Origin of the sequence: Kineococcus aurantiacus, assembly GCF_013409345.1 — a bacterium.
GTDB lineage: Bacteria > Actinomycetota > Actinomycetes > Actinomycetales > Kineococcaceae > Kineococcus > Kineococcus aurantiacus.
Genome location: NZ_JACCBB010000001.1, coordinates 591800 through 618420, shown reverse-complemented (window position 1 = coordinate 618420; position 26621 = coordinate 591800). Strand labels below are relative to the sequence as shown.

19 protein-coding genes are annotated in these 26621 nt (G+C 76.0%); 16 read left to right on the top strand and 3 right to left on the bottom strand.

The genetic code is table 11. From position 1 onward, the window contains the following. Positions 1–33: 33 nt before the first annotated feature. From BJ968_RS02960 to BJ968_RS02945, 4 genes are all read left to right on the top strand, one after another. On the top strand, positions 34–3969 hold the full coding sequence (locus BJ968_RS02960; RefSeq protein WP_179749078.1) for a DNA polymerase III subunit alpha: 3936 nt from the start codon (positions 34–36) through the stop codon (positions 3967–3969). Positions 3970–4051: 82 nt separating this feature from the next. Beyond that, the gene (locus tag BJ968_RS02955) at positions 4052–4795 is read left to right on the top strand and encodes a methyltransferase domain-containing protein (protein WP_179749076.1); all 744 of its coding nucleotides are present in this window, start codon (positions 4052–4054) and stop codon (positions 4793–4795) included. A gap of 51 nt (positions 4796–4846) precedes the next feature. Further along, positions 4847–6073 carry a DNA polymerase IV gene (dinB, locus tag BJ968_RS02950; protein WP_179749074.1) on the top strand — a complete coding sequence of 409 codons (1227 nt, stop codon included), beginning with the start codon at positions 4847–4849 and terminating at the stop codon, positions 6071–6073. A gap of 200 nt (positions 6074–6273) precedes the next feature. Continuing rightward, positions 6274–6669, top strand: a complete 396-nt coding sequence (locus tag BJ968_RS02945) for a DUF3040 domain-containing protein (protein ID WP_179749072.1) — start codon at positions 6274–6276, stop codon at positions 6667–6669. Positions 6670–6817: 148 nt separating this feature from the next. Here BJ968_RS02945 and BJ968_RS02940 read toward each other — a convergent pair whose 3' ends face one another. From BJ968_RS02940 to BJ968_RS02930, 3 genes are read right to left on the bottom strand one after another with little or no spacing between them, the layout of a single operon-like run. Beyond that, positions 6818–9112, bottom strand: a complete 2295-nt coding sequence (locus BJ968_RS02940) for a transglutaminaseTgpA domain-containing protein (protein WP_179749070.1) — start codon at positions 9110–9112, stop codon at positions 6818–6820. Further along, on the bottom strand, positions 9109–10443 hold the full coding sequence (locus tag BJ968_RS26275; RefSeq protein ID WP_179749068.1) for a DUF58 domain-containing protein: 1335 nt from the start codon (positions 10441–10443) through the stop codon (positions 9109–9111). Before BJ968_RS26275 ends, BJ968_RS02940 begins: the two co-directional genes overlap by 4 nt. Next, a complete protein-coding gene (locus BJ968_RS02930; protein ID WP_179749066.1) occupies positions 10440–11459 on the bottom strand; it encodes an AAA family ATPase in 1020 nt (339 codons plus the stop codon). The genes BJ968_RS26275 and BJ968_RS02930 overlap by 4 nt, the downstream gene beginning before the upstream one ends. Before the next feature lie 475 nt (positions 11460–11934). Here BJ968_RS02930 and mraZ point away from each other — a divergent pair, with 475 nt between their 5' ends. From mraZ to BJ968_RS02870, 12 genes are all read left to right on the top strand, one after another. After that, on the top strand, positions 11935–12366 hold the full coding sequence (mraZ, locus tag BJ968_RS02925) for a division/cell wall cluster transcriptional repressor MraZ (protein WP_179749064.1): 432 nt from the start codon (positions 11935–11937) through the stop codon (positions 12364–12366). Positions 12367–12629: 263 nt separating this feature from the next. Further along, on the top strand, positions 12630–13682 hold the full coding sequence (rsmH, locus tag BJ968_RS02920) for a 16S rRNA (cytosine(1402)-N(4))-methyltransferase RsmH (protein WP_179756112.1): 1053 nt from the start codon (positions 12630–12632) through the stop codon (positions 13680–13682). Further along, positions 13682–14101: a cell division protein FtsL gene (gene ftsL / locus BJ968_RS02915; RefSeq protein WP_179749062.1), complete on the top strand. Its 420-nt coding sequence runs from the start codon at positions 13682–13684 to the stop codon at positions 14099–14101. The genes rsmH and ftsL overlap by 1 nt, the downstream gene beginning before the upstream one ends. 35 nt (positions 14102–14136) lie before the next feature. Then, complete coding sequence (locus tag BJ968_RS02910) at positions 14137–16011, top strand: penicillin-binding transpeptidase domain-containing protein (RefSeq protein ID WP_179749059.1); 1875 nt, start codon at positions 14137–14139, stop codon at positions 16009–16011. 88 nt (positions 16012–16099) lie between these two features. Further along, positions 16100–17635 carry a UDP-N-acetylmuramoyl-L-alanyl-D-glutamate--2,6-diaminopimelate ligase gene (locus BJ968_RS02905; protein ID WP_179756110.1) on the top strand — a complete coding sequence of 512 codons (1536 nt, stop codon included), beginning with the start codon at positions 16100–16102 and terminating at the stop codon, positions 17633–17635. Continuing rightward, the gene (locus BJ968_RS02900; protein WP_179749057.1) at positions 17632–19053 is read left to right on the top strand and encodes a UDP-N-acetylmuramoyl-tripeptide--D-alanyl-D-alanine ligase; all 1422 of its coding nucleotides are present in this window, start codon (positions 17632–17634) and stop codon (positions 19051–19053) included. Before BJ968_RS02905 ends, BJ968_RS02900 begins: the two co-directional genes overlap by 4 nt. Further along, entirely contained in the window at positions 19050–20141 is a 1092-nt protein-coding gene (gene mraY / locus BJ968_RS02895; protein WP_179749055.1) for a phospho-N-acetylmuramoyl-pentapeptide-transferase, read from the top strand. The genes BJ968_RS02900 and mraY overlap by 4 nt, the downstream gene beginning before the upstream one ends. After that, the gene (gene murD / locus BJ968_RS02890) at positions 20138–21715 is read left to right on the top strand and encodes a UDP-N-acetylmuramoyl-L-alanine--D-glutamate ligase (RefSeq protein WP_343077776.1); all 1578 of its coding nucleotides are present in this window, start codon (positions 20138–20140) and stop codon (positions 21713–21715) included. Before mraY ends, murD begins: the two co-directional genes overlap by 4 nt. A gap of 1 nt (position 21716) precedes the next feature. Beyond that, the gene (gene ftsW, locus BJ968_RS02885) at positions 21717–23033 is read left to right on the top strand and encodes a putative lipid II flippase FtsW (RefSeq protein ID WP_179749050.1); all 1317 of its coding nucleotides are present in this window, start codon (positions 21717–21719) and stop codon (positions 23031–23033) included. Further along, entirely contained in the window at positions 23030–24118 is a 1089-nt protein-coding gene (murG, locus tag BJ968_RS02880) for an undecaprenyldiphospho-muramoylpentapeptide beta-N-acetylglucosaminyltransferase (protein WP_179749048.1), read from the top strand. Before ftsW ends, murG begins: the two co-directional genes overlap by 4 nt. Continuing rightward, positions 24115–25506 carry a UDP-N-acetylmuramate--L-alanine ligase gene (murC, locus tag BJ968_RS02875; RefSeq protein ID WP_179749046.1) on the top strand — a complete coding sequence of 464 codons (1392 nt, stop codon included), beginning with the start codon at positions 24115–24117 and terminating at the stop codon, positions 25504–25506. The genes murG and murC overlap by 4 nt, the downstream gene beginning before the upstream one ends. Continuing rightward, entirely contained in the window at positions 25506–26459 is a 954-nt protein-coding gene (locus BJ968_RS02870) for a cell division protein FtsQ/DivIB (protein WP_179749044.1), read from the top strand. Before murC ends, BJ968_RS02870 begins: the two co-directional genes overlap by 1 nt. Positions 26460–26621 lie beyond the last annotated feature (162 nt).

Sequence of the window (26621 nt, the reverse complement as noted above, 5' to 3'; positions counted from 1 at the left end):
TCCCCACGGGCACGTTCGAAGGACGTCCCACCCATGGCCACCACCGCGCGCACCGCGGCCCCGTTCCCCCACCTGCACGTCGCCTCCGGGTACTCCCTGCGCCACGGCACCTCCACCCCCGCGGACCTCGTCGGCCGCGCCGCCGAGCTGGGCCTGTCGACCCTCGCCCTCACCGACCGGGACGGGCTGTACGGCGCCGTGAAGTTCGTCCGTGCCTGCAGCCAGGCGGGCCTGCGTCCCGTCCTTGGCGTCGACCTGGCCACCGCCCCGACCGGGCTGGTGCGGGGGCTGCCCGCCTGGGCCGACCCCTCGGTCGCGGTCCGCCGCACTTCCCGGGCCCCGGTCCGCGGTGGGGCCGCCGTCGACCTGAGGTTCCCCCGCGTCACCGTCCTGGCCCTCGGCGCCGCCGACGCCGGGGCGGGCGCCGGCTGGGCGGCGCTGTGCCGGCTGGTCAGCGCCACCCACCTCGGTGGCCGGCGCGGGAAACCGGTGAGCAGCGTCGAACTCGTCGCCGGGCACGCGCACCGACCCGACGGCCGGCCCGCGCTGGCCGTCCTGCTCGGGCCCGGTTCCGAACTCGGCCGGGCGCTGCTGGCCCGCCGCGAGGACCTCGCGAGCGCCGTCCTGCGGCGCTGGCGCGACCTCCTGCCGACCGGTTCCCTGCACCTCGAGGTCGTCTGCCACCACTCCGCCCCGGGGACCGCCGGCAGCCTCGAGCACGCCGCCCGGGTCCTGGCCTTCGCCCGCCGGTCAGCGGTCCCCGCGGTCCTGACCGCCGCCGTGCGGTCGGCCGGTCCGGAAGGGGCGGTGACCGCCGACCTGCTCGACGCCGTCCGCCGGCTGGTGCCGCTGGGGGTCAGGCACACCGACCGGGTCAGCGGTCAGGGGCACCTGCTGCCCACCGAGGACGCGGTCCGCACGGCCGCCGACGTCGCCCGCGCCGCCGGTGAACCGCCCGCGGCCGCCGAGCTCCTCGCCGCCACCCACCTCCTGGCCGCGCGCGCCGTGCAGGACCCGGCGACCGACCTCGGCATCGGGGCCCACCACCTGCCCGACCCGGCCGCGCTCGGGCTCGCGGTGGGGGCCGACCGGGACGCCGTCCTGAGGGCGCGCTGCGAGGCCGGCGTCACCCGGCGCTACCCGGCGGCCGGCGCGGAGCTGCGGTCCCGGGTCCTGCGCCGCCTCGACGACGAGCTCGCGACCATCCGCGCGGTCGGTTTCGCCAGCTACTTCCTCACCGTCGCCGACGTCTGCGACCTCACCCGGGCCCTGGGGGTCAGGGTCGCCGCCCGGGGCTCGGGCGCCGGCAGCCTCGTCAACCACCTGCTGGGGATCTCCGACGTCGAGCCGCTCGGGCACCGCCTGCTCATGGAGCGGTTCCTCAACCCCCTGCGCGCGCAGCTGCCCGACATCGACCTCGACGTCGAGTCCGCGCGCCGCGAGGACGTCTACGAGGCGATCCTCGACCGGTTCGGCGGGGAACGGGTCACGTGCGTGTCGATGGTGGACAGCTACCGCGTCCGGCACGCCGTGCGCGACGTCGGCGCGGCCCTCGGGCTGCCCCCGGTCGAGGTCGACGCCATCGCCACCGCGTTCCCGCACCTGCGCGCCCGCGACGCCCGCACCGCCGTCGCCGAGCTGCCCGAACTGCGGCGCAGCGGCCTGGACGACGAACGCCTCGACGTGTTCTTCGACCTCGTCGAACGGCTCGACGGACTGCCCCGGCACGTGGCCCTGCACCCGTGCGGCGTGGTGCTGTCCAACCCCGGGCTCCTGGACCGGACCCCGGTGGAGGCCAGCTGGAAGGGCTTCCCCATGAGCCAGTTCGACAAGGATGACGTGGAGGACCTGGGGCTGCTCAAGCTCGACGTCCTCGGCATCCGGATGCAGTCCGCGATGGCGTACGCGGTGCGGGAGGTCGCCCGCGTCGAGGGTGTCGCGGTGGACATCGACGACCGCGAGCAGGTCCCGCTCGACGATCCCGCCACCTACAAGCTCATCCGGTCCACCCGGACCCTCGGCTGCTTCCAGATCGAGTCCCCGGGGCAGCGCGAGCTCATCGGGAAGTTCGGGCCGCAGACCTTCGACGACATCGTCGTCGACATCTCGCTGTTCCGGCCCGGGCCGGTGAAGTCGGACATGGTGACGCCGTTCCTGCTCGCCCGGCAGAGCTGGACCGCCCCGGAGCACCTCGACGACCGCCTGGCGGACGTCCTCGGGCCCACCGGCGGCGTCGTCGTGTTCCACGAGCAGGTCATCGAGCTCATCCGGGCCACCACCGGGCACGACCTCGCGCGGTCCGACGAGTACCGGCGCCACCTCGGGACCCGGGCCGGCCAGGCGGAGATGGAGCCGCAGTTCCGGCGCGCGGCCCACGAGCACGGGTACCCGGCGGCCACGGTGGACCGGGTCTGGGAGGTCCTCACGGCGTTCGCGTCGTTCGGCTTCTGCAAGGCGCACGCCGCGGCGTTCGCCCTGCCCACCTACCAGTCGGCGTGGTTGAAGGCGCACCACCCGGCCGCCTTCCTCGCCGGGGTCCTCACCCACGACCCGGGCATGTACCCCAAGCGGCTGATCCTCGACGACGCCCGCAACCTCGGCGTCACCGTCCTCGGCCTCGACGTCAACGCCTCCGGCGACACCTACCGCGTCGAGGAGGTCGGCCCTCCCGGGCACCGCCCCGCGCAGGACCAGGACCCCTGGCCCGGCGGTCCGGGGGGCCGCAACCCCGACGGGCTCGGGGCGGGCGTGGCCGACGGCACAGGGTTCGGGATCCGGTTGTCCCTGACCGACGTCAAGGGGATCTCGGCGGAGGAGGTGGCGCGCATCGTGGCCGGGCAGCCCTACCGGTCGCTGGCCGACCTGTGGCGGCGGGCCAGGCCCTCCCGCCCCGTCGCCGAACGGCTCGTCCTGGCCGGGGCGCTGGACCGCCTGCACGGCACGCCCACCACCGGCCGGGCCGGCGACGCGCCGCCGCGGCGGGGCAGGACCAGCCGCCGCGACCTGCTGCTGCAGGTCGCCGAGCTCGAGCGGTGGGACCGGCCGGACCCGGGCACCCCGCCGGCTCGCCGGGCCGCCGGGCACCCCCGCGGCCCGTTCGACGTGCGCGCCGCCGCGGCCGCCCAGTCGCAGGCCGCTCGCCCCGCCGGGGACCGCCTCCGCACGGTCCAGCTCGCCCTCGACCTCGGCGACGCCTCCGAGGAGGTCCCCCGCAGCGGCCTGCCGGAGATGACCGGGGACGAGCGCGTCCGGGCCGAGCTGGACGTCCTCGGCCTCGACGTCAGCGCCCACGTCGTCGACCCCTACGTCCCGCTGCTGCGGGCGCTGGGGGTGACCCCCGCCCGGGACCTGCGCTCCCGGCGCAGCCGGGCCGAGCTGCTCGTCGCCGGGGTGAAGGTCGCCACGCAGACCCCACCGGTGCGGTCGGGGCGGCGGGTCGTGTTCCTCACCCTCGACGACACCACCGGCCCCGTCGACGCCACGTTCTTCGAGGACGCCCAGGGCCCGTACGCGGCGACGGTCTTCCACTCCTGGCTGCTCCTCGTGCGCGGGGTGCTGCGCCGCACCGGCCCCAGGGGGGTGTCGCTGCGGGCGACCGGGGCGTGGGAGCTGCCCGTGCTGTGGGACGCCTGGACCGGCGGGGGGACCGGTGCGGTCCGCGAGCTGCTCGCCGCCGCCCCGGACCCCGGGTACTCGCCCGCGGCGACCGCGGGCGCCGCCGCGAGCCGGTCCACGCGCCCCGTCGTGGCCCGGCCCCCGCACCTCGGGCCGGGCCACCCGTCCGGGGACGGCCCGGGAGCCCACCGGGTCCTGGTGCACGCCAGCGGGTTCCGCCAGTCCCCGTACGCCGACCTGAGGCCGGCGGGGCAGGACCCCCGCACCTCCCGCGCCCTCGGCGCCGCCGCGACCCGCGCTGACCAGCCCGTCCGCAGGCTGTGGCACGCCAGCTCCGGCAGCGCGGGACGGTGACCGGGATGGCCGGTGAGCACCCGGTGACCGGGTGTCTAGGGTGGGCAGGCACAGCACCACCCGCACGAGGCTGGAGGAACGAGTGGCGAAGGAACGGGGCCGCCCCCGCACGTCGACGGTCCTCTGGGAGGGGGTCCAGCGTCTGCTCGCCGGGGCGAGCGCCGACCTGGACGCCCCCGAGCTCACCGTCGTCGACCTCGGGGGCGGGACCGGTGGGCTGGCCGTGCGGGTCGCCGCGCTCGGGCACCGCGTCGTCGTCGTCGACCCCTCGCCCGACGCGCTCGCCGCGCTGGAGCGCCGCACCGTCGAGGCCGGCCTGTCCGGCCGCGTCCGGTCCGTCCAGGGGGACGCGGCCGAGCTGTCGGGCCTGCTCGGCCCCGGCAGCGCCGACGTCCTGCTGTGCCACGGCGTCCTGGAGGTCGTCGACGACCCGGCCGCGGCCCTGCGCGCCGCCCACGACGCCCTGCGCGCCGGGGGGCGGCTCAGCCTGCTGGTCGCCCAGTGGCCCGCGAGCGTGCTGTCCCGCGTCCTGGCCGGCCAGCTCGGCCAGGCCCTGCACGTCCTGTCCGGGGACGAGCGGCGCTGGAGCCCGAACGACCCGCTGCGCCGCCGGTTCGACCGGGCGAGCGCGACGGCGCTGGCCGAGCAGGCCGGGTTCACCGTCACCGCGGTCGAGGGGGCGCGCACCTTCAGCGACGTCGTGCCGCCGGCCAGCACCGAGTCCGACGACGAGGTGGCGCTGCTGCTCCAGCTGGAGTCCCTGGCCGCGTCCTCGCCCGAGCTGCAGGTCCTGGCCGGTCAGCTGCACCTGCACGCCACCCGCTGACCCGGCGCCGGGCCGGGCGGCCGGTCGGGCGCCGGCCGGGGCGGGGCCCCGGTGAGCCGCCGTCAGGTGCCGCGCCCCGACGTCCCCGGCGGCTGGGGCCTGGGCGACGACGACACCGGCTGCACGGTGCTGCACGTCGACATGGACGCGTTCTACGCCTCCGTGGAGCTGCTGCGCCGGCCCGACCTCGTCGGCACCCCAGTCGTCGTCGGCGGGGGTGAGCGCGGCGTGGTGCTGTCGGCGACCTACGAGGCGCGCCGGTTCGGTGTCCACGCGGCCATGCCGATGTCCCGCGCTCGCCGGCTCTGCCCGACCGCGACCGTCCTGGCCCCCCACCACGAGGACTACGCGCGGGTCTCGGCCGGGGTCATGGAGGTGTTCCGCTCGGTCACCCCGGTCGTGGAGCCGCTCAGCCTCGACGAGGCGTTCCTCGACGTCTCCGGGGCGGTGCGCCGGCTGGGCAGCCCGGCCCGGATCGGGCAGGTGCTGCGCGACCGCGTCGCCGACGAGCAGGGCATCACGTGCTCGGTGGGGGTGGCCTCGACGAAGTTCGTCGCCAAGCTGGCCTCCGGGGCGGCCAAGCCCGACGGTCTGCTCGTCGTCCCGCACGCCCGGACGGTCCCCTTCCTGCACTCCCTGCCGGTCGGGGCGCTGTGGGGGGTGGGGGAGCGGACCGAGGAGGCGCTGGCCCGGCTCGGCCTGCGCACCGTCGCCGACGTCGCGCACACCCCCGTGGCCACCCTGGTGCGGGGGTTGGGGGAAGCCACCGGCCGGCACCTGCACGCCCTGGCGTGGGGCCGGGACGAGCGCCGCGTCGTCGCCGTCGTGCCCGAACGCAGCATCGGCTCGGAGGAGACCTTCTCCCGCGACGTCGACGACCCCCGCCTGGTGCACCGCGAACTCCTGCGCCTGGCCGAGCGGACCGCGGCGCGGGCGCGGGCGCGGGGGGTGGCCGGGCGGACCGTCGTGCTGAAGGTCCGCTTCGCCGACTTCACGACCATCACCCGGTCCCGGACGCTGCGCGAGCGCACCGACGTCACCCGGGAGATCCACGCCACGGCCCGCGACCTGTTCGACGCGCTCGGTCTGGACCGCGCCCGGCTGCGCCTGGTCGGGGTCCGGCTGGAGGGGCTGGCCGAGTCGGCGACCTCCCCGCGCCAGCTCGTCCTGGGCGAGCGGACCCACGGCTGGCGCGAGGCCGACAGCGCCGTGGACCGTGCGGGCGCCCGCTTCGGGGCGGGCAGTGTGAGACCCGCCACCCTGCTGCACCGGCCGTGAGCCCTCCGGACCCCCGCGCAGGCCCCTGACCTGCGGCGGAACCGGACGGACGGTTCCCTCGTTGCCCCAGCGGGAGGACGGGACACGCGAACCGCCCGGCAGCAGGGCCGCCGGTGGGGGACGATGTGGTAAGTCGAGTTTCGCCCACCGCCGCAGGGACATATCCTTGGACGACAACGTGCGCACGCCAGGAGGTACAGGTGCCGCTCTCGGAACATGAGCAGCGTCTGCTCGAGCAGATGGAACGTGCGCTGTCCGCGGACGATCCCAAGTTCGCCAACGCCATGAAGGGTTCCCGTCACGGACGTGCCGCCAAGCGGCGCCTCGTCATCGGCATCGCTGCCGTCGTGGTGGGTCTCGTGCTCCTCATCATCGGGGTGAGCACGAGCCAGGTCTGGCTGGGGGCAGGCGGTTTCATCGTCATGCTCGCCGGCACGATCTGGGCCTTCTCACCGGCTCGGGGAGCATCGGGGGCAGCCACCGGGCAGCCACCCACGGGTGCTCCGCGCCCGCCGCGACCCGGGAAGTCGCGGCGCACCGGGTCATTCATGGAACGCCTCGAGCAGCGGTGGGACCGTCGCCGCGGTCAGTGGTGAACACTTCCTCACCGTCTCCCGGACGGTGAGATCGAACGGGCGTCGCGGACTCCGCGGCGCCCGTTCCCGTTCCCGGGCGCGCACCACCGCTCCGGCCCGGCACGAGGAGGCCCCCGCCGCACCGCGACGGGGGCCTCCTCGTGTGCCGTCAGTCCGCGTCCCACCAGTCCAGGAAGCGCCGCACCCCGGCCATCGGGAACAACCGGGCCCGCCACCGCCGCCACCGGGGCCGGGTCGCCGCGACGGCGTCGACGACGACGTCCACCTGCGACCGCACGAGACGGCCCGACTGCCGGTCGGTCCGCTCGTCCAGCAGGACCCCGCCGCGCGCGGGGGCCGCGCCGAAGCGGGCGCTCTCGACCGCTGCCCGCACCCGCTGCAGCTCCACCCCCGCCGGTGACCCCGCCTGCAGGAGACCGCCCAGGGCCGCCTCCCGCTGCCGGGGCGTCGCGGAGGCCGGCCAGCTCAGCCCGAGGTCGTGCACCCGGTCGGTCAGCTCGCTCCACGCGGCCTCCGCCGAGCTCGCCCGGTCCTCGACCCGGGCCCAGCGCCGCCGCGACAGCCGGGCCGCGGAGACCCGCGGGGTCAGCGCCGCCACGACCAGCAGCAGCGCCCCGAGGATCCAGCCCCACGGCAGCGCCGCGAACCGGTCCCAGCCGGTCGGCTCGGCCTGGGCCGCCGCGGCCGACGTCGTGGCGGTCGAGGTGCTGGCCGTCGCCGTCGCGGTCGTGGCCGACGCGCTGGGCAGCGCCGCGCCGGGGGAGACCGACGGCGCCGCCGGGGAGGTGATCGCCGGCGTCGTCCAGGCCGGGGACTGGCCCGTGCGGGTCGCCGGGGTCGGCTCGAACCGCACCCACCCCACGCCGTCGAAGTACAGCTCCGGCCACGCGTGGGCGTCCTGCGCGCTGATCCGCCAGCGCCCGCCGCTGGTCTGCCCGTCCGCGACCTCCTCACCCGGCAGGAACCCGATGGCCACCCGCGCGGGGATGCCCAGCGAGCGGGCCATCACGGCCATCGCCGAGGCGAACTGGACGCAGAACCCGGACTTCTCGTTGAGGAAAGTCGCGACGGCGTCGGCGCCGCCGTCGTTCGGCGCGGTCGTGGAGTAGGTGAACCCGCCCGTGGAGCGGAAGTACCGCTGCAGCGCCGCGGCCTGCTCGTAGTGGTCGGTCGACCCCTGCGTCACCTGCACCGCCGTGTCCCGCACCACCTGCGGCAGCGAGTCCGGCAGGGCGGTGTACCGCTCCTGGACGTCGTCCGGCGCCTCTCGGGGCGCGGCCCGCAGCTCCGCCTCGGTGGGGTCGACCTCCAGGTGGGTCGCCGTGTACGACCGGCCCCGCGTCGTCTCCCCGTCCCCGACGACGTTGAGGCTGTCCTTCTCGAACAGCCAGTCCCCGGCGATGTCGACGCGCACGCTCGGGTAGGGCAGCGGCAGGTACGTCTGGTCCAGGCCGCGGACCGCGATGGACGTCGTCCGCACCACCGAGGCGTCCCGCACGGCGTCGGAGAGGCCGGGGGCCTGGGTCAGCCCGTCCTGCACGCGCTGGCTGCGGGGGATGTCCGCCCCCGTGCTCGGCGCCCACGTCTGCCCGTCGAAGACGTCGGCCGTCACGATGCGCAGCGGCGCGGGGTCGGGCTCGTCGGTCTGGTAGGTGATGATCGTCGCGTCCGAGCGCGCCCCCAGCGAGGCCTTGAGGTTCAGGATCGGGTTGATCACCGCGATCGTGTCGCCGGGCCCGGTGTCGATGGTCAGGGGTCGCTCGTCGAGGTCGGGGACCGCGGCGGGGACGGCGACGGCGGCCACGAGCGCCACCGCGGCCGTCGCGCCCGCCGTGACCCCCACCACCGAGCGGCCGCCGCCGGAGGCGCTGCGCCGCGGCGCGGGGCGGCGGTCCCCGGCCAGGAGCACGAGGAACGGCACGGCCGCCACGACGAAGGCGATCGCGCTCGACCCGCCCGGGGTCAGGGCCAGGGGCACCGCGACCACACCCAGCAGCGGCACCCCCGCCAGCGCCGGCCGCCGCAGCGTCACCGCGAACAGGTCCACCGCGAACGCCACCAGTCCGGCGCCGCTGACGAGCAGCAGCCGCAGGCCGCGCAGGTCCACGGCCGGGACGCTGTACCGCTGCACGACCTGCACGCCGTCGGCCGCGAGCTGGGCCAGCCGGGAGAACGTGGCCGGTGTCGGCACGACGCCCGCCAGCGCCGTCCCGCCGTTGAACAGGACCACCAGGACGCCCAGCACCACGAGGGCCTGGACCGCGACGGCCAGGCCGCGCCGGTGGAACAGGCCCCGCACGAGCAGACCCGCACCGGCCACGGCGCACACCACCCCGAGCGCGCCGACGACCCAGCCGGAGGAGACGACCAGCGGGCGCAGGGTGAGCACCGCGGCGGCGCTGGCGGCTGCGGCCCACAGGGCGGTGCGGGCGCTGCGTGTCACGGGGTGACCTCCTCGACTGTGGTGGGGGTGGCGGTGGTGGGCGGGGCGGGGGGCGGGACCGCCGGGGTCGGGGAACCGCCGGACCCGGCGCGCGCCAGGTGGGCCCAGACCTCGGGCACGGTGTCACCGGGCCCGGCCACGGCCGTCCGCCAGCCGGCGCGCGCCAGCACGAGCCGGGCCCGTTCGAGGCCGGGGGAGGCGGTGTCCTCGGAGCCGCCCCACGCGGTGGTGCGCAGCAGCACCGCCAGCGCGGGCACGCCCAGCGGGCGGGCGGACAGCAGGGGGGCGACGTCGGCCTCGTCGACCGCGCCGAGCACGGCGACCAGCAGCGTCGACTCCCCGCGGCCCAACGCGGCCACCGAGCGGGCCAGCCCGTCCGCGGGGCCGGGGCGCAACCGGGCCAGGGACCGCATGAGCCCGCGCACGGCCGAGGTGTCGTCCAGCTCCCGCGGGGGGTCGAAGGCGCCGTCGTGCAGGAGGCGCACCCGGTGCCGGCGCCGCTGCAGGTGCGCGGCGACCGAGGCCGCGGCGCTGATGGCCCACTCCAGGGAGCTGGCGGCTCCCGGTCCGGCGTGGGCGCCGGTCCGGGTGTCCAGCAGCACCACGACGTCGGGGCGGCCGGGGTGCTCGTCGGAGCGGACCATGACGGCGCCGCGGCGGGCGGTGGAGCGCCAGTGCACGCGCCGCAGGTCGTCGCCGACGCGGTACTCGCGGATCGAGACGTCGTCGGGGGCGGCCGCGGCGGAGGCGCTGGCCGACGAACCGCGGGACCCGCCCAGCTCACCGAGGGTGAGCTCGGCCAGCGGGTGGACCCGCGGCAGGACGTCGAGGGTGACGGGGGCGCCGAGGGTGCGGGTCGCGCGCACGAGGCCGAAGACGTCCACGGCGACGACGGTGGCGGGTCCCAGGGAGTAGGAGCCCCGCACCTCCGACCTCACCCTGTACTCCAGGTCGAGGGTCTCGTCCTCGCGCAGGCGCGGCACGGCGAGCCGCGTCGTGCCGCCGAGGGCGAGGGGGGCGCGGTCCTCCACCACGAGGCGGACACCAGCCCGGGCGTGGCCGACCACGGCGAGCCGGACGGTGCTGGGGACCCCGGCCTCGACGAGCTCGTCCTTGGACCTCGACACGAGGTCGACGGTCCGCGCGCTGCGCCGGGTCGACCAGGCGGCCACCGCGACCAGCACGAGCAGCAGCAGGGCCACGCGCAGGATGTCGCGCTGACCCAGCAGCGGGGCCCCCGCACCGGCCACCAGGCCCACCCCGGCGAAGACCCACCCCCGGGGGGTCGGCCGCAGGCGCACGGCGCCGGCGGGGGAGGCGGACGGGCTCACCGCGGGCTGGGCAGGGCCGTGGTGCGCAGGACGTCGGTCACCACGTCCGCGCCGTCGCGGCCGGCCAGGAGGGCGTCGGCGGTCAGCAGCAGGCGGTGGGCGACCACGGGCACGGCCAGGGCCTGCACGTCGTCGGGCAGGACGTGGTCGCGGCCCTGCAGCGCGGCCCGGGACCGGGCGGCCCGCAGCAGGTGCAGCGCGGCGCGGGGGGAGGCGCCCAGCCGCAGGTCGGGGTGGGTGCGCGTGCGGCGCACGAGGTCCACGACGTACTGCTTGAGGGCGTCGGCCGCGTGCACGCCGCGGACCGCGCCGGACAGCTCCCGGACCTCGGCGACGTCGACGACGGGTTCGACGGCCTCCAGCGGTGCGGTGGCCCCGTGCTCGCTGAGCATGGTCAGCTCGGCCGCGGCGGAGGGGTAGCCCATGGAGACGCGGGCCATGAACCGGTCGCGCTGGGCCTCGGGCAGGGGGTAGGTGCCGTCCATCTCCACGGGGTTCTGCGTCGCGAAGACGATGAACGGGCGGTCCAGCTGCCACGTCGTGCCGTCGACGGTGACCTGCCCCTCCTCCATGCACTCCAGCAGCGCGGACTGCGTCTTGGGCGAGGCGCGGTTGATCTCGTCGCCGATGACGACGTTGGCGAACACCGCGCCGGGGCGGAACTCGAAGGCGGCCCGCTCCTGGTTCCAGACGCTGGACCCGGTGACGTCGCTGGGCAGCAGGTCGGGGGTGAACTGGATGCGCCGGACCGTGCCCTGGACGGCGCGGGCCAGCGACTTGGCGAGCATGGTCTTGCCGACGCCGGGGACGTCCTCGACCAGCAGGTGCCCCTCGGCGAACAGCACGGTCAGGGCGAGCCGGACCGTCTCGTCCTTGCCCTGGATCACCCCGTCGACGGCGGCGGCGAGCGCGTCGGCGGTGCTGCGCAGCCGGTCGAGCGCGGCGGGCAGCTCCTGCGGGGGGAGGGGCAGGGGCTCTGCGGGGTGGCTGCCGGGAAGTGCGCTCGTCGTGGTCACGTGCCCTCGTCTCCGCTCGGTGGACGTCGCGGGATCGAACGTCCGTCCCCGGCGTGCGGTGCCCGGCCGCGGGGCCGTGGGGACCCGACGACCGGGCACCGGCGCCGGACGCCTCCACTGTGCCCCACGGGGCACCCCCTCCGCCCGTCCACCGGCGCACCCGCGGGGGGACGACCGGCCCCCGCCACCCCCACTTCCCCCCACCCGTGGGTGTCCGCGGCGGTCCCGGGGCCCGGGGGCGGCCGCGCGGGGCCCGTGGAGCGGTCCGGCGGGCCGTGTGCGGACGGTGACGACGGTGACGGGCCCCGAGCTGCCCCACCGCGCCGCACCGCCTCTGACCTGGGTCGACACCGCAGTCGCGCCGTCACTCTGGGTCGAACGGCGTTGACGGTGGAGGAAAGTGGAGTACGGTGGAGGAGTCTGGTCCACAGGGGGTCGGACGAACAGGCACGAAGCCGTTCGGTGGAGGTGCGTGGTGTTCCTGGGCACCCACACCCCTCGACTGGACGACAAGGGGCGGCTGATCCTCCCGGCGCGTTTCCGGGACCAGCTGCTCGACGGTTTGGTGATCACCCGGGGGCAGGACCGCTGCCTCTACGTCTTCCCGATGCAGGAGTTCCAGCGGATGCACGAGGAGCTGCGGCGAGCGCCGCTCACCAACAAGGAGGCGCGCGACTACCAGCGCGTCTTCCTGTCGGGTGCCTCGAGCGAGGTCCCGGACAAGCAGGGCCGCGTCACCGTGCCCCCGCTGCTGCGCCAGTACGCCGGGCTCGACCGCGACGTCGCCGTCATCGGCGCCGGCAGCCGCGTCGAGCTGTGGGACCTGCCCACCTGGGAGACCTACCTGCAGGACGCCGAGACGTCCTTCGCCGAACGCAGCGAGGAGGTCCTGCCGGGGATCCTCTGATCCTCACCCTCGAGCCGTCGACGGCTCGAGGTCCGTCGGGCGCGGCCTCCAGCCGCCCGGTCCCCGACGGTCCTGACGCCACTTCCCCGGCGCCAGGGCCCGGGGAACCGAGCGGATGGGGACCGGGGTCGACGGCTCCAGCGGACCAGAGGTGGCAGGGCGTGACGGCGGTGCGGACGGCGGGGCAGGGGGTGGACCAGGTGGACGACCGGCGGTCGCCCGGCACGCGTGCCGCGGAGGCCGCGAGCCGGCACGCGTCGGTCATGCTCGAGCGCTGCACGCAGGTGCTGTCCCCGGCCCTGCAGCACGAGGGCGCGGTCAGCGTGGACCTCACCCTCGGCATGGGCGGGCACGCCGCCGAACTCCTGCGCCGGCACCCCGGGCTGCGGCTGGTCGGCATGGACCGCGATCCCCACGCCCTGGAACTCGCCGCCCACCGCCTGCACGAGTTCGGCGACCGCGTCACCCTCGTCCACAGCGTCTCCGACGACTTCACCGAGGCCCTGGACGACCTGGGTCTGGAGACCGTCGACGCGGTGTTCCTCGACCTCGGCGTCTCGTCCCTGCAGCTCGACGACGACGACCGGGGTTTCTCCTACGCGCGGGACACCGCGCTGGACATGCGCATGGACCCCACGGTCGGGCCCACCGCCGCGGACCTGCTGAACACGTTCTCCCACAGCGAGTTGACGCGCGTCCTGCGGACCTACGGCGAGGAGAAGTTCGCCCCGCGCATCGCCTCGGCCGTCCTGCGCGAACGCCAGTCGGCGCCGTTCGCCAACTCCGCCCGGCTCGTGGACCTGGTGCGGGACAACGTGCCTGCCGCCACGCGGCGCACCGGGGGCAACCCCGCCAAACGCACCTTCCAGGCCCTGCGCATCGCCGTGAACGACGAACTCGGGGTCGTCGAGCGCACCCTGCCGGCCGCCTTCGAGCGGCTCGCGCCCGACGGTCGCCTGGCCGTCCTGACGTTCCACTCCCTCGAGGACCGGATCGTGAAGAACGTTCTGCGGCAACTGTCCTCGAGCTCGGCGCCGCCGGACCTGCCGTTCGTGCCGGCCGGATCCGGGCCGCGCGCCGAACTCCTCACGCGCGGCGGGGAACAGGCCGACGAGCACGAACTGGCGGAGAATCCGCGCGCCGCGTCGGCGCGCCTGCGTGCGGTGCGTCGCCTGCCCGAGGAGAATTCCCCCAGACCCCCCGACCGCCACCGCCAGCACGACCCGCGCAGCCCGACCCGCAGGCGCCGCGACCGGCAGAACCACGAAACCCTCGAGCCGGACGAGCCCGGCACGACCGACGGAAGGACGCCGTGATGAGCCAGCCCCTGATCGCGGCCCGGAACGCTCCGGTCCGCCAGCTCAAGACGTCTGCCGAGGCGCGCCCCGAGCTCCAGGTCGTCACCCCGCCGGTGGTGCGCCGGCTGCGCCTGCCGCTGCCCGTGGCGTGCGTGCTGCTGCTGACCCTGGGTCTGCTCGGCCTGCTCATGACGAACATCGCCATCGCCGGCGACGCGTACGAGATCACCGACCTGCAGGTCCAGTCGCAGCGGCTGAGCAACGAGCAGCAGGCCGTCGCGGAGTCCCTGGCCCAGCAGTCCTCCCCGGAGCAGCTGGCCCGGCGCGCCCAGCAGCTCGGCATGGTCGCCGCCCCCGACCCCGTGCACCTGTCCGAGCACGGGGTGGTCGGGAAGGCCACCCCGGCGCCCAGCCCGACGGCGAGCGCGGCGCGCTGACGCCGCCCGCCCACCCCGGCCCGAGAGGTTCCCGCGTGTCCCGCCGCCGTCCCCAGCCCGCCGACCAGAACCCGCGGCCCGACATGCGGATGCGCGTCTACACCCTCGGGGTGCTGGGCGGGCTCACCGTCCTGGGCGGCCGGCTCGTGCAGCTGCAGGGCGCCGACGCCAACGCCCTGGCCGACCGCGCCCTGGAGCAGCGGACCTCCGAGACGACGCTGTACGCCAAGCGCGGGGACATCCTCGACGACGAGGGCGTCGTCCTGGCGACGTCGGTGGAGCGGCGCGACGTCATCGCCGACCCCCGGACCATCAGCGGGTTCAACCTGCGCAACGGCAAGCAGCTCGAGGAGCGGTACGGGACCGGGCCTGCGGGCGCGGCCGCGCTGCTGGCGCCCGTCCTCGGGATCGACGAGGAGACCCTGACGGCCAAGCTCACCGGCACCAACCGGTACGCCAAGGTCGCCGTCGGCATCACCCCCGAGCTGTGGCAGCAGGTCTCCGACCTCGGCATCGCCGGGATCACGTCCGTGCGCCAGACCCAGCGCATCTACCCGACGGGGGCCGCGTCCTCCACGCTCGTCGGCATCCTCGGCACCGCCGAGACCGACGCGCACGGCAACACCGTCGACAAACCGCTGTCCGGCCTCGAGAGCGCCGACCAGCACCTCCTGCAGGGCCGCAACGGCCTCATGCGCTACGAGCGCAGCCTGGGCGGTCAGGAGATCCCGCTGGGCAACCGCGAGACGACCGAGCCGGTCGACGGGACGTCGCTGCACCTGACGATCGACTCCGACCTGCAGTGGAAGGCCCAGTCGGCGATCGCCGCGAAGGTCGCCGAGACGGGCGCCCGCTCCGGGACGGTCGTCATCATGGACAAGGAGCAGCGGCTGCTGGCCCTGGCCAGCGCCCCGAGCATCGACCCGACGAACCTCGCGCACCTCACGAACGCGCAGCTGCAGAACACGGCGCTCACCGAGTCCTTCGAACCGGGGTCGACGGCGAAGGTCGTCACGATGGCCGCGGCGCTGGAGGAGGGCGTCGACACGGCCGCCAGCCGGTTCACGGTGCCCGGTGAGCTGAAGCGGTCGGACAAGACGTTCCACGACTCCCACGAGCACGGCGACGAGCGGCTCACCCTCGCCGGCGTCCTGGCCCAGTCCAGCAACATCGGCACGATCCTGGCCGGGGAGAAGATGACCGCGGAGGTCCTCTACCGCTACCAGCGCGCCTTCGGCTTCGGCAGCAGGACGACGCTGGAGTTCCCGGGGGAGACCGGCGGCATCGTGGCGAAACCCGAGGACTACTCCGGGACCCAGCGCTACACGGTGATGTTCGGGCAGGGGCTGTCGGTGAACGCCGTGCAGGCCGCGTCGGTGTTCGCGACCATCGCCAACGACGGTGTGCGCACCGAACCCACGCTCATCGCCGGGACGTCCGACCCCCAGGGGAACTACACGGCCGAACCCGCTGGGGAGACCACCCGGGTCGTCAGCGCGGCGACGGCGAAGACGTTGCGGGACATGATGCAAGCCGTCGTCGGCGAGTCCGGCACGGCCGCCGACGCCGCCATCCCGGGGTACCTCGTGGCGGGCAAGACCGGCACGGCGAACCGCTACGACTCCGACCTGGGCCGGTACTCCGGGTACACGGCCTCGTTCATCGGGCTGGCCCCCGCCGACGAGCCCGAACTGGTCGTCGCGGTCATCCTGCAGGACCCCAAGACGAACTACTACGGGGGTTCGGCCGCCGGGCCGGTCTTCAAGGACGTCATGACGTACGCCCTGGCCCGTCGCGGGGTCGCCCCCTCCTCCCAGCCGCCGGCGGACCTGCCGCTGACCTGGGGCGGGGACGCCGAGGCCGAGCAGGAGATCACCACGGGTGCCGTCGGGGACACCGCCGGGCAGTGAACCGACCGCCCCGGACGACCCGTCGCCCGACACGCACCGCGACCGGTTCGGGAAGCGCTGCGCGGACGGGTAACCTCCCACCGTGCCGATGACCCACGGCGAACAGCTCACCCTCGCGGACCTCGCGCAGGTCCTCGGCACCCGTTTCCCCGGAACCGCTCCCGAGCACCTCGCGACCCCCGTCCTCGGGGTCACCCTCGACTCGCGCCGCGTCGCCCCCGGCGACCTCTACGCCGCGCTGCCGGGCGCGAACGTGCACGGTGCGCGGTTCAGCGACCAGGCCGCGCGCGCCGGTGCCGTCGCCGTCCTGACCGACCCCGCCGGCCGCGAGCAGGCCGAGGCGACCGGGCTGCCGGTGCTCGTGGTGGACACCCCCCGCGCCGTCCTGGGCGACCTCGCCAGCCGCGTCTTCGGGCGTCCCGGGGAGGCGCTGACGACGTTCGGCGTCACCGGGACCAACGGCAAGACGACGACGGCCTACCTCGTCGAGGCGGTGCTGCGGTCGGCCGGCTGGACCACGGGTCTGCTGGGAACGGTCGAGACCCGCATCGCCGGTGAGCGCGTCGGCAGCGTCCGCACGACCCCCGAGGCGCCGGACCTGCACGCCCTGCTGGCGCGCATGGTCGCCGCGGGCGTGCGCGGCTGCGCCCTGGAGGTCTCCTCCCACGCCCTGGCGCTGCACCGCGTCGACGGCCTGGTCCTCGACGTCGCCGCCTTCACCAACCTGTCCCAGGACCACCTGGACTTCCACGGGTCGATGGAGGACTACTTCGCGGCCAAGGCGCAGCTGTTCACCCCCGCCCACTCCCGCCGCGGCGTCGTCTGGGTGGACCCCGACCAGCCGTGGGGCGCGCGGCTGGCCGCGCGCTCCGGCGTGCCCGTCGAGACCGTCGGGACGGGCCCGGGCGTGGACTGGCGCGTCGGCGACGTGGTGACCGACCGCGCCCGCAGCACCTTCCGGCTCACCGGCCCCGGGGCCGACCTGCACCTGACGTGCCCGCTGCCGGGGGACTTCAACGTCGCCAACGCCGCCCTGGCCGTCGTGTCCGCCCTGCGGCTGGGGCTGGCCGCCGCCACCGTCGAGCGGGGGCTGGCCGCCGCCGAGGGGGTCCCGGGCCGGATGCAGCCCGTCGTGCGCGACGGGGCCCCGCTCGTGGTCGTCGACTACGCCCACACCCCCGACGCCCTCGACCGGGTGCTGCGGACGCTGCGCGCCCTCACCCCGGGCCGGCTCGTGGCGCTCGTCGGGGCCGGCGGGGACCGCGACCGCGGCAAGCGCCCGCTCATGGGGGCCGCGGCGGCCGCCGTCGCCGACGTGGTCGTCGTCACCGACGACAACCCGCGCTCGGAGGACCCGGCCGCGATCCGCGCCGCGGTCCTGGCCGGCGCGCGGGAGGCGCACGGGGCCGGTGAGGTCGTGGAGGTCGCCGACCGCCGCGCGGCGGTCGCCGCCGCGCTGTCCCGGTGCACCGGCGAGCACGACACGGTCCTGCTCGCCGGCAAGGGGCACGAGACCGGGCAGGAGACCGCCGGGGTGGTGGCGCCGTTCGACGACCGCGAGGTCGCCGCCGAGGAGCTCGGACGATGGAGCGCGGCGACCGCCGCGCGAGGAGGTGCGCAGTGATCCCGCTCACCGCGGCGGAGGTGGCGGAGCTGGCCGGTGGCCGGGTCCACGCCCCCTCGACCGCGCAGGACCCGCCGATCTCGACCGGGGGACCGGTGGTCATCGACTCCCGCGCCGCCGCACCGGGTTCGCTGTTCGTGGCGTTGCCCGGTGAACGCGTCGACGGCGCCGACTACGCCGCCGCCGCGGTCGCCGGCGGGGCGAGCGTCGTGCTGGCCGAGCGCGAGGTGGACCTGCCCGCCGGGGCCGCGCTCGTCGTCGTCGACGACGCGGTCGCCGCCCTGGGGCGCCTGGCCGCCGGGGTGCTGGACCGGTTGCGCCGCGACGGCTCCGGACCGCTCGTCGTCGGCGTCACGGGATCGCAGGGCAAGACGACGACCAAGGACCTGCTCGCCCAGGTCCTGCCCGGGCCGCTCGTCGCGCCCCGGGGCAGCTTCAACAACGAGATCGGCGCCCCGCTGACGGTGCTGCGCGCCGACGCGGGCACGCGCTCCCTCGTGGTGGAGATGGGCGCCCGCGGCATCGGCCACATCGCGCACCTGTGCCGCATCGCCCGCCCCGACGTCGGGGTCGAACTCGTCGTCGGCGCCGCGCACGCGGGGGAGTTCGGCTCCCTGGAGGCCACCGCGCAGGCCAAGGGCGAGCTCGTCGAGGCGCTGCCCGCCGACGGCCTGGCCGTCCTGAACGCCGACGACGACCGCGTCGCGGCCATGGCCCCGCGCACCACCGCCCGGGTCCTGACCTTCGGCCGCGGCCCGCACGCCGACGTCCGCGCGGTCGACGTGGTGCTCGACGACCACGCCCGCCCCGGCTTCCGCCTCGAGCACGCCGGGGCCTCCGCGTCCGTCCAGCTGCGGCTGCACGGCGAGCACCAGGTGACCAACGCGCTCGCGGCCGCCGCCGTCGCGCTCGGCACCGGCGGCTCGGTCGGCGACGTCGCCGCGGCCCTGTCCGCCGCGGACCCGGCCAGCCCCGGGCGGATGCAGGTCGTCGAGCGCGCCGACGGGGTGACCGTCGTCCACGACGCCTACAACGCCAACCCCGACTCGGTGCGCGCCGCCCTCAAGGCCCTCGTGGGGATGGCCGGTGGCCGCCGCACGTGGGCGGTCCTCGGCGAGATGCTCGAACTGGGCGCCGCCTCCCGCGACGAGCACGACCTCGTGGGCCGCACCGTCGTGCGCCTGGACGTCGACCAGCTCCTCGTCGTCGGCGCCGGGGCCCGACCGGTCTACACCGGCGCCGTCATGGAGGGGTCCTGGGGCGAGGAGGCCGCGTTCGCCGACGACGTCGACGCCGCCCTGGAGTTCCTGACCCCCCGGCTGCGGCCCGGGGACGTGGTCCTGGTGAAGTCGTCCAACGGTGCGGGCCTGAGCCGGCTCGCCGAGACCCTGATCAGTGCGGAGGCGTCACAGACGTGAGGACCGTCCTCATCGCGGGAGCGTTCTCGCTCGTCGTCGCCCTCTTCGGGACACCGCTGTACATCCGGTGGCTCGTGCACCGCAAGTACGGCCAGTTCGTCCGCGACGACGGGCCGACCACGCACCACACCAAGCGCGGCACGCCCACCATGGGCGGTGTCGTCATCATCCTGGCCGCGCTGCTGGCGTACGCGGCCGCGCACCTGTTCACCGGCCGCGCGCCGACGGTGTCGGGCCTGCTGTGCCTGGGGCTCATGACCGGGCTGGGCGTCGTCGGGTTCCTCGACGACTTCCTGAAGATCTCCAAGCAGCGCAGCCTCGGGCTCACGGCCCGCGCCAAGCTCATCGGCCAGGGCGTCGTGGGGATCGCCTTCGCGGTCCTGGCCCTGCAGTTCCCCTCCGAGGCCAGCGGCCACGCGACACCGGCCTCGACGCGCATCTCCGTCCTGCGCGACACCCCGCTGGACCTGGCCTGGTTCGGGGCGGTCGGCGGCACCATCGCGTTCGTCGTGTGGGTGCTGCTCATCACCTCCGCCGTCAGCAACGGCGTGAACCTCACCGACGGCCTGGACGGCCTGGCCACCGGGGCCACGACGATGGTCCTGGCGGCCTACGTCCTCATCTGCACCTTCCAGTCCAACCAGAGCTGCTGGACGCTGCGCGAGGTCGAGGCCCGCTGCTACGAGGTCCGCGACCCGCGCGACCTGGCCGTCGTGGCGGCCTCGGTCATGGGCGCCTGCTTCGGGTTCCTGTGGTGGAACGCCAGCCCGGCGAAGATCTTCATGGGGGACACCGGGTCCCTGGCCCTGGGCGGGGCGCTGGCCGGTCTGGCCATCCTGTCCCGCACGCAGATCCTGCTGGTCGTCCTCGGCGGCCTGTTCGTCATCATCACGCTGTCGGTCATCCTCCAGGTCGGCAGCTTCAAGCTCACGGGGAGACGCGTCTTCCGGATGGCACCGCTGCAGCACCACTTCGAGCTCGCCGGGTGGGGTGAGGTCACGATCGTCATCCGGTTCTGGATCATCGCCGGGCTGTTCGTGTCCCTGGGCCTGGGCGTCTTCTACGCGCAGTGGGTGACGGGCGCGTGAGGGTCTTCGACTCCTGGCTCGGCAACCCCAACCCCCGGGCCGACGACACCGACCGCGTCCGCGAGCTGCGGCACCTCACCTCCCGCTGGGCCGGGCTGCGCACCCTCGTCACGGGCATCGGCCTGTCCGGGTTCGCCGCCGCCGACGCGCTCCTGGAGGTCGGCGCCGAGGTCGTCGTCGTCGACGCCGCGACGGGGGAGGCCCAGCGGGAGAAGGCGCAGCTGCTGGAGGTCCTCGGCGCCACCGTCCACCTCGGGCCCGAGCACGTCGGCGCGCCGCCGGTCCCGTGGGACGCCTTCGACCTCGTCGTCACCTCGCCCGGCTGGCACCCCGACGCCCCGCTGCTCGTCTCCGCCGCCCTGGCCGGCGTGCCCGTCTGGGGCGACGTCGAGCTCGCCTGGCGGATGCGCCCCGAGACCGGTGCCGCGCCCTGGCTGACGCTGACGGGCACCAACGGCAAGACGACCGTGGTGGAGCTGCTGGCCTCGATGCTGCGCGCCGCCGGGCTGCGCGCCACCAGCGCCGGCAACGTCGGCACCCCCCTGGTGGAGGCGCTGCGGCACCCGCACGCCTACGAGGTCCTGGCGGTGGAGCTGTCCAGCTACCAGCTGCACTGGCTGTCCACCGACCTGGAGAGCTCGGTGCGGCCCCGGGCCTCCGCGGTGCTGAACATCGCCCCCGACCACCTCGACTGGCACGGCTCGCTGGAGGCGTACGCCCTGGCCAAGGGCCGCATCTACCAGAACACCGAGGTCGCCTGCGTCTACAACGTCGCCGACCCGCGCACCGAGGACCTCGTGCGCGAGGCCGACGTCGTCGAGGGCGCCCGGGCCGTCGGGTTCACCCGCGGGGCGCCGGGGCTGTCGATGCTCGGGCTCGTCGAGGACGTCCTGTGCGACCGCGCCTTCGTCGAGCAGCGCCAGTCGCACGCCGCCGAGCTGTGCTCCCTGGCCGACCTGCGTCCGGAGGGCTCCAGCGACCCGGTCCCGCCGCACACCGTCGAGAACGTCCTGGCCGCCGCCGCGCTGGCCCGCGCCCACGGCGTCCCGCAGGTCGCGGTCCGCAACGGGGCGCGGGCCTTCACCCCCGCCCCGCACCGCGTCGCGACCGTCCTGGACCCCGCGCGCTCGGCGGGCGTCCGGTACGTCGACGACTCCAAGGCCACCAACGCCCACGCCGCCAACGCTTCGCTGGCCACCTTCGAGCACGTCGTGTGGATCGCCGGCGGCGACGCCAAGGGCGCCTCCTTCGACGACCTCGTGCGCGCCCACGGCCCCCGGCTGCGGGCCGCCGTGCTCATCGGCCGCGACCGCGACCTCGTCGCCGACGCGCTGCGGCGACACGCGCCCGACGTCCCCGTCGCCGCCGTGGACCTCCCGCAGGATGGTTCCGTGAGCGACCTCATGGACCTCGTCGTGGCGCGCGCCGCGGACCTCGCGCGCGCCGACGACACCGTCCTGCTCGCCCCGGCCTGCGCCTCCTGGGACCAGTTCCGCTCCTACGGCCACCGCGGCGACGAGTTCGCCGCGGCCGTGGCGCGACGGTTCACCACCCCGCCGGGCGCGGGGGCCTGAGGTGGCCGTCGAGGGCGCGCGCGGTCGCGCCGGCTGGCAGTCCCGCTGGCGGCGGCCGCCGTGGCTGGACGCCACGGGCGAGTGGGTCCGGGACCGGACCAGGCTCCTGGACTCGCCGCTGGCGACGCACCACGTGCTGCTCGCGACGACGTCGGTGCTCGTGGTCATCGGGCTCGTCATGGTGCTCTCCAGCTCCAGCGTCGAGGCGCTGACCAAGACGGGCTCGCCATACACCTACTTCAAGAACCAGGCGATGTTCGCGGTGCTCGGCGCGGTCGTGCTGGTCGTGGCCAGCCGGGTCCCGGCGCGCACGTGGCAGCGGCTGGCCGTCCCCGCCCTGTTCGCCTCCGCCGCCTTCCAGCTGCTCGTCTTCGTCCCGGGCATCGGCAAGGTCGTCAACGGCAACCGGAACTGGATCGAGGTCGGGCCGCTGTCCGCCCAGCCCTCGGAGGCGGCGAAGGTCACCCTCGTCCTCGCCCTGGCCCTGGCCCTGACCCGCCGCCGCGACGTCCTGCACCAGCCGGCCAAGCTCCTCGGCGCCCTCGTCGCGCCGGTCGGGCTCACGGTCGGCATCGTGCTGCTCACCAGGGACCTGGGAACCGCGCTGATCATGATGGCGGTCGTCGTCGTGATGCTGTGGGTGGCGGGCATCCCCGGCCGGTGGTTCCTGCTGGCCGGCGGCGCGGCGGCGGCCGTCGCCTTCGTCGCGGTCGTCACGAGCACCAACCGGGTCAACCGCGTCAAGGACTGGCTCTCGGGCACCTCCGACAGCGCCACCCAGATCCAGGGCCTGCAGTGGCAGCCGGTCCAGGGCAAGTACGCCCTGGCCTCCGGCGGCTGGTGGGGGCTGGGGCTGGGCGCGAGCCGGGAGAAGTGGTCCTGGCTGCCCGAGGCCCACAACGACTTCATCTTCGCCATCATCGGCGAGGAGCTCGGGCTGCCCGGCACGCTGACGATCCTCGTGCTGTTCGGCGTGCTGGCCGTCATGGTCATGCGCCTGGTGCGGCGCTCGGAGAGCTTCTACACCAAGCTCGCCGTCTCCGGCATCGGCGCCTGGATCCTCACCCAGGCCGTCGTCAACACGGGTGTCGTCCTCAGCCTGTTCCCCGTCATCGGGGTCCCGCTGCCGCTCATCTCCGCCGGGGGTTCCGCCCTCGTCCTGACCCTGCTCGGGATCGGGATCCTGCTGTCCTTCGCGCGCGCCGAACCCGGTGCACCGGAGGCGATCCGCGCCCGCGAGTCGGTCGTGGCCCGGTCCCTGGCCGTCCTCCCGCACCGGGGTGCGCGCCGCACCCGCTCGACGAAGGGTCCTCGGTGAACGTCCTGCTCGCCGGCGGTGGCTCGACGGGGCACGTCGCCCCGCTGCTGGCCACCGCCGACCGCCTGCGCCTGCGCGACCCCGGCGCCGGGGTCCTCGTCCTCGGCACGGCCGAGGGGCTGGAGTCGCGGCTCGTGCCGCAACGGGGGTACGAGCTGGCCGTCGTGCCCCGCGTCCCGTTGCCCCGCAAGCCCTCCGGGGACCTGCTGCGGCTGCCGGTCCGGTTGCGCGCCGCGGTCGCCGGGGCCGCGGAGGCGATCCGCGCCGTCCGGGCGGACGTCGTCGTCGGGTACGGCGGGTACGTCGCCGTCCCGGCCTACCTCGCCGCCCGCCGCGCGGGCGTGCCGATCGTCGTCCACGAGCAGAACGCGCTGCCCGGCATCGCGAACCGGCTCGGGGCCCGCTGGGCCGTCAGCACGGCCGTCACCTTCCCCGGCACCCCGCTGCCGCGCGCGGTGCACACCGGGATGCCGTTGCGCTCGGAGGTCGTGGCCCTGGCGCGCGCCGCCGACCGGGACGCCCTGCGCCGCCGGGCGCGGGCCGAGCTGGGGCTGGACCCCGGCACGCCGACGCTGCTGGTGACGGGCGGGTCCCTGGGCGCCCAGCGCGTCAACGACGTCCTGGGGGCCTGCGCGCCGGAGCTGCTCGCCGCCGGGTTCCAGGTGCTGCACGCCTGCGGGCGCGGGAAGTCGGTGCCGCTGGCGGCGGACGTCGACACCTCCCGGTACGTCGTGCGCGAGTACCTCGACGGCATGGACACCGCCTACGCGGCCGCCGACCTCGTGGTGGGCCGCAGCGGCGCCGGGACCGTCAGCGAGCTGACGGCCGTGGGGCTGCCCGGCGTCTACGTGCCCCTGCCCGTCGGCAACGGGGAGCAGCGGCGCAACGCCGAGTCCGTCGTCGCCGCCGGCGGTGGCGTGCTGGTCGCCGACGCCGACCTGGACGCGCAGTTCGTCCGCTCCCGCGTCCTGCCGCTGCTGTCGGACCCGGCGGCCCTGGCGGCCGCGGCGCGCGCCGCCGCCGGGTTCGGCGTCCACGACGGCGACGAGCGGCTCGCCGACCTCGTCGAGGCGGCCGCCCGGTGAGCGCCCTGGAGGAGCTGGGCCGGGTGCACCTGCTGGGTCTGGGCGGGGTCGGGGTGTCCGGGGTCGCCCGGTTGCTGGCCGCCCGCGGCGTCCCCGTCTCGGGGACCGACGCCGTCGACTCGCCCACGCTGCGGCGGCTGTCCGAGCTGGGCATCCGCACCTTCGTCGGCCACGACGCGGCGAACCTGGGCGACCTGGGCGCCGGGGACACCCTCGTGGTCAGCTCGGCCGTGCGGGCCACCAACCCCGAGCTCGTCGCCGCGCGCGAGCGCGGGGTGCGGGTCCTGCACCGCTCCCAGGCGCTGGCGGCGCTCATGGAGGGCCGCCGCGGCGTCGCCGTCGCCGGCACCCACGGCAAGACGACGACGACCTCGATGCTCGCGGTCGCGCTCGTCGCGGCCGGCCTGGACCCCTCCTACGCCATCGGCGGGGAGCTGACCGGGGGGACCGACGGCGGTGCCCGCGACGGGTCCGGGCCGTTCGTCGCCGAGGCCGACGAGTCCGACGGCTCGTTCCGCGAGTACGCCCCCGTCGTCGACGTCGTGACGAACGTCGAGCCCGACCACCTGGACCACTACGGCACGGCGGAGGCGTACGCGGCCGCGTTCGAGGAGTTCCTCGCCCGGTTGCGCCCCGGTGGCCTGCTCGTCGCGTGCGCCGACGACGCGGGGTCGGCGGCGCTGGCCGCGCACGCCCGCGCGCGGGGCGTGCGGGTGCGGACCTACGGGACGTCCGCGACGGCCGACGTGCGGCTGAGCGAGGTGGAGCTGGGCACCGCGCCCCGCGCGCTGCTCACCGACGCGGGGGTCGCCCGCGAGCTGCGGCTGGCCGTCCCGGGCGAGCACAACCTGCGCAACGCCGCGGCCGCCTACTGCGCGGCCGCCGAGCTGGGGGCCGACCCGGTCGCCGTGCTGGAGGGGCTGGCCGGTTTCGGCGGTGCCCGCCGCCGGTTCGAGCTCAAGGGCGAGGCCGGCGGGGTGCGGGTGGTCGACGACTACTCCCACCACCCCACGGAGGTCGAGGCCCTGCTGCGCGCGGCCCGCCCGGTGGCCGGGGACGGTCGCGTCGTGGTGGTCTTCCAGCCGCACCTGGTGAGCCGCACGCGGACCTTCGCGGCGGAGTTCGGCCGGGCCCTGGGGCTGGCCGACGAGGTCGTCGTCCTCGACGTCTACGTGGCCCGCGAGGACCCCGACCCGGCCGTCACGGGGGCGCTGGTGGCCGACGCGGTCCCGCTGCCGCCCGGGCGGGTCCGGTTCGTGCCGGCGCTCGCCGACGCCCCGGGGGTCCTGGCCGCGACGGTGCGCCCGGGGGACCTGCTGCTGACCGTCGGGGCCGGCGACGTCACGACGGTCGGCCCGCGGGTGCTCGAGCTGCTCGGAGCGCGCTGATGGCCCGCCCGACGCCGCCGCGCCGGCCCCCCGCCCCCGCCACCCCGCCCGAGCCGAAGGTGACCGGGGCCCCGCAGCGCCGGCGGGCCGGGCGCGCGGCCGGGCAGCCCCTGCCCCGGACGCCGCGCACCGCGCAGGGCGCGGCCCCGGTTCCCGGGCGGGGGAGCGCGACCCGCCCGGCCGCCCGCGACCGTGCGCCCGAGCGGCCGCGCGGTGCCGAGCGGACCCGGGTCGCCGACCTGGCCGGGGCCCGTCGCGCCCGGCGCTGGCGACCGGGACGGCGCACCGCCGTCGTCCTGGCCGTGCTGGTCGTCCTGGCGGTGCTGGCCGGCTGGGTGCTGCTCGCCTCGCCCTGGCTGCGCGTCGCGACGGTCCGGACCCAGGGTGTCGAGCGCACCGACGCCGCGGTCGTGCAGCGGGTCGTGGACGGTGAGCGCGGTGTCCCGCTGGCCCGCGTGAGCGCCCGGTCGCTGGCTTCGCGCCTCGAGGAGCTGCCGCTGGTCGAGAGCGTCGACGTCACCCGGTCCTGGCCCTCCACCCTCGTCGTGACCGTCCGCGAGCGGCAGGCCGTGGCCGCCGTGCCCTCGACGTCCGGGGGGGTGGACCTGGTCGACGGGGCGGGCAACGTCCTGGTCCACGAGGACCGCGCCCCGGCCGGGGTGCCGACGCTGGACGTGGACGTCGCCGCCGCGGGGGACCGGGCGCTGCAGGCCGCGATCGCGGTGAACGCCTCGCTGTCGAGCGAGCTGCGCGCTCGGGTGACCTCGATCTCGGCGACGGGCCCGGAGGCGGTCGTGCTGCACCTGGCCGAGGGCCCGACCGTGGTGTGGGGCGACGACAGCCGTCCCGAGCGCAAGGCCGAGGTCCTGCTGCGGATGCTGTCCGAGGAGGCGGTCGCCTCGGCGGCGTCGGTCGACGTGACGGCTCCGGACGCCCCGGCCGTTACTCCCTGAGGTCCGCGGGACCCGCCGACTTCGGCGACTTTACGTCACATTCTGATTACTCAGAGCAAGAAGTGGGGCGGAACGGCCCTCCATCCGGGGTGTTGTCGCGACACGCCGGAGGATTGGTTGCAGTGAAGCCGTTCCGCTCCCTACGGTCACCACCCAACAGGA

What these genes read in the sequence shown, in the direction of transcription:
- BJ968_RS02960 (WP_179749078.1), top strand. Translation starts at nt 34, where the DNA reads ATGGCCACCACCGCGCGCACCGCGGCCCCGTTCCCCCACCTGCACGTC.
- rsmH (WP_179756112.1), top strand. Translation starts at nt 12,630, where the DNA reads ATGCTCGAGCGCTGCACGCAGGTGCTGTCCCCGGCCCTGCAGCACGAG.
- ftsL (WP_179749062.1), top strand. Translation starts at nt 13,682, where the DNA reads ATGAGCCAGCCCCTGATCGCGGCCCGGAACGCTCCGGTCCGCCAGCTC.
- BJ968_RS02905 (WP_179756110.1), top strand. Translation starts at nt 16,100, where the DNA reads ATGACCCACGGCGAACAGCTCACCCTCGCGGACCTCGCGCAGGTCCTC.
- BJ968_RS02870 (WP_179749044.1), top strand. Translation starts at nt 25,506, where the DNA reads ATGGCCCGCCCGACGCCGCCGCGCCGGCCCCCCGCCCCCGCCACCCCG.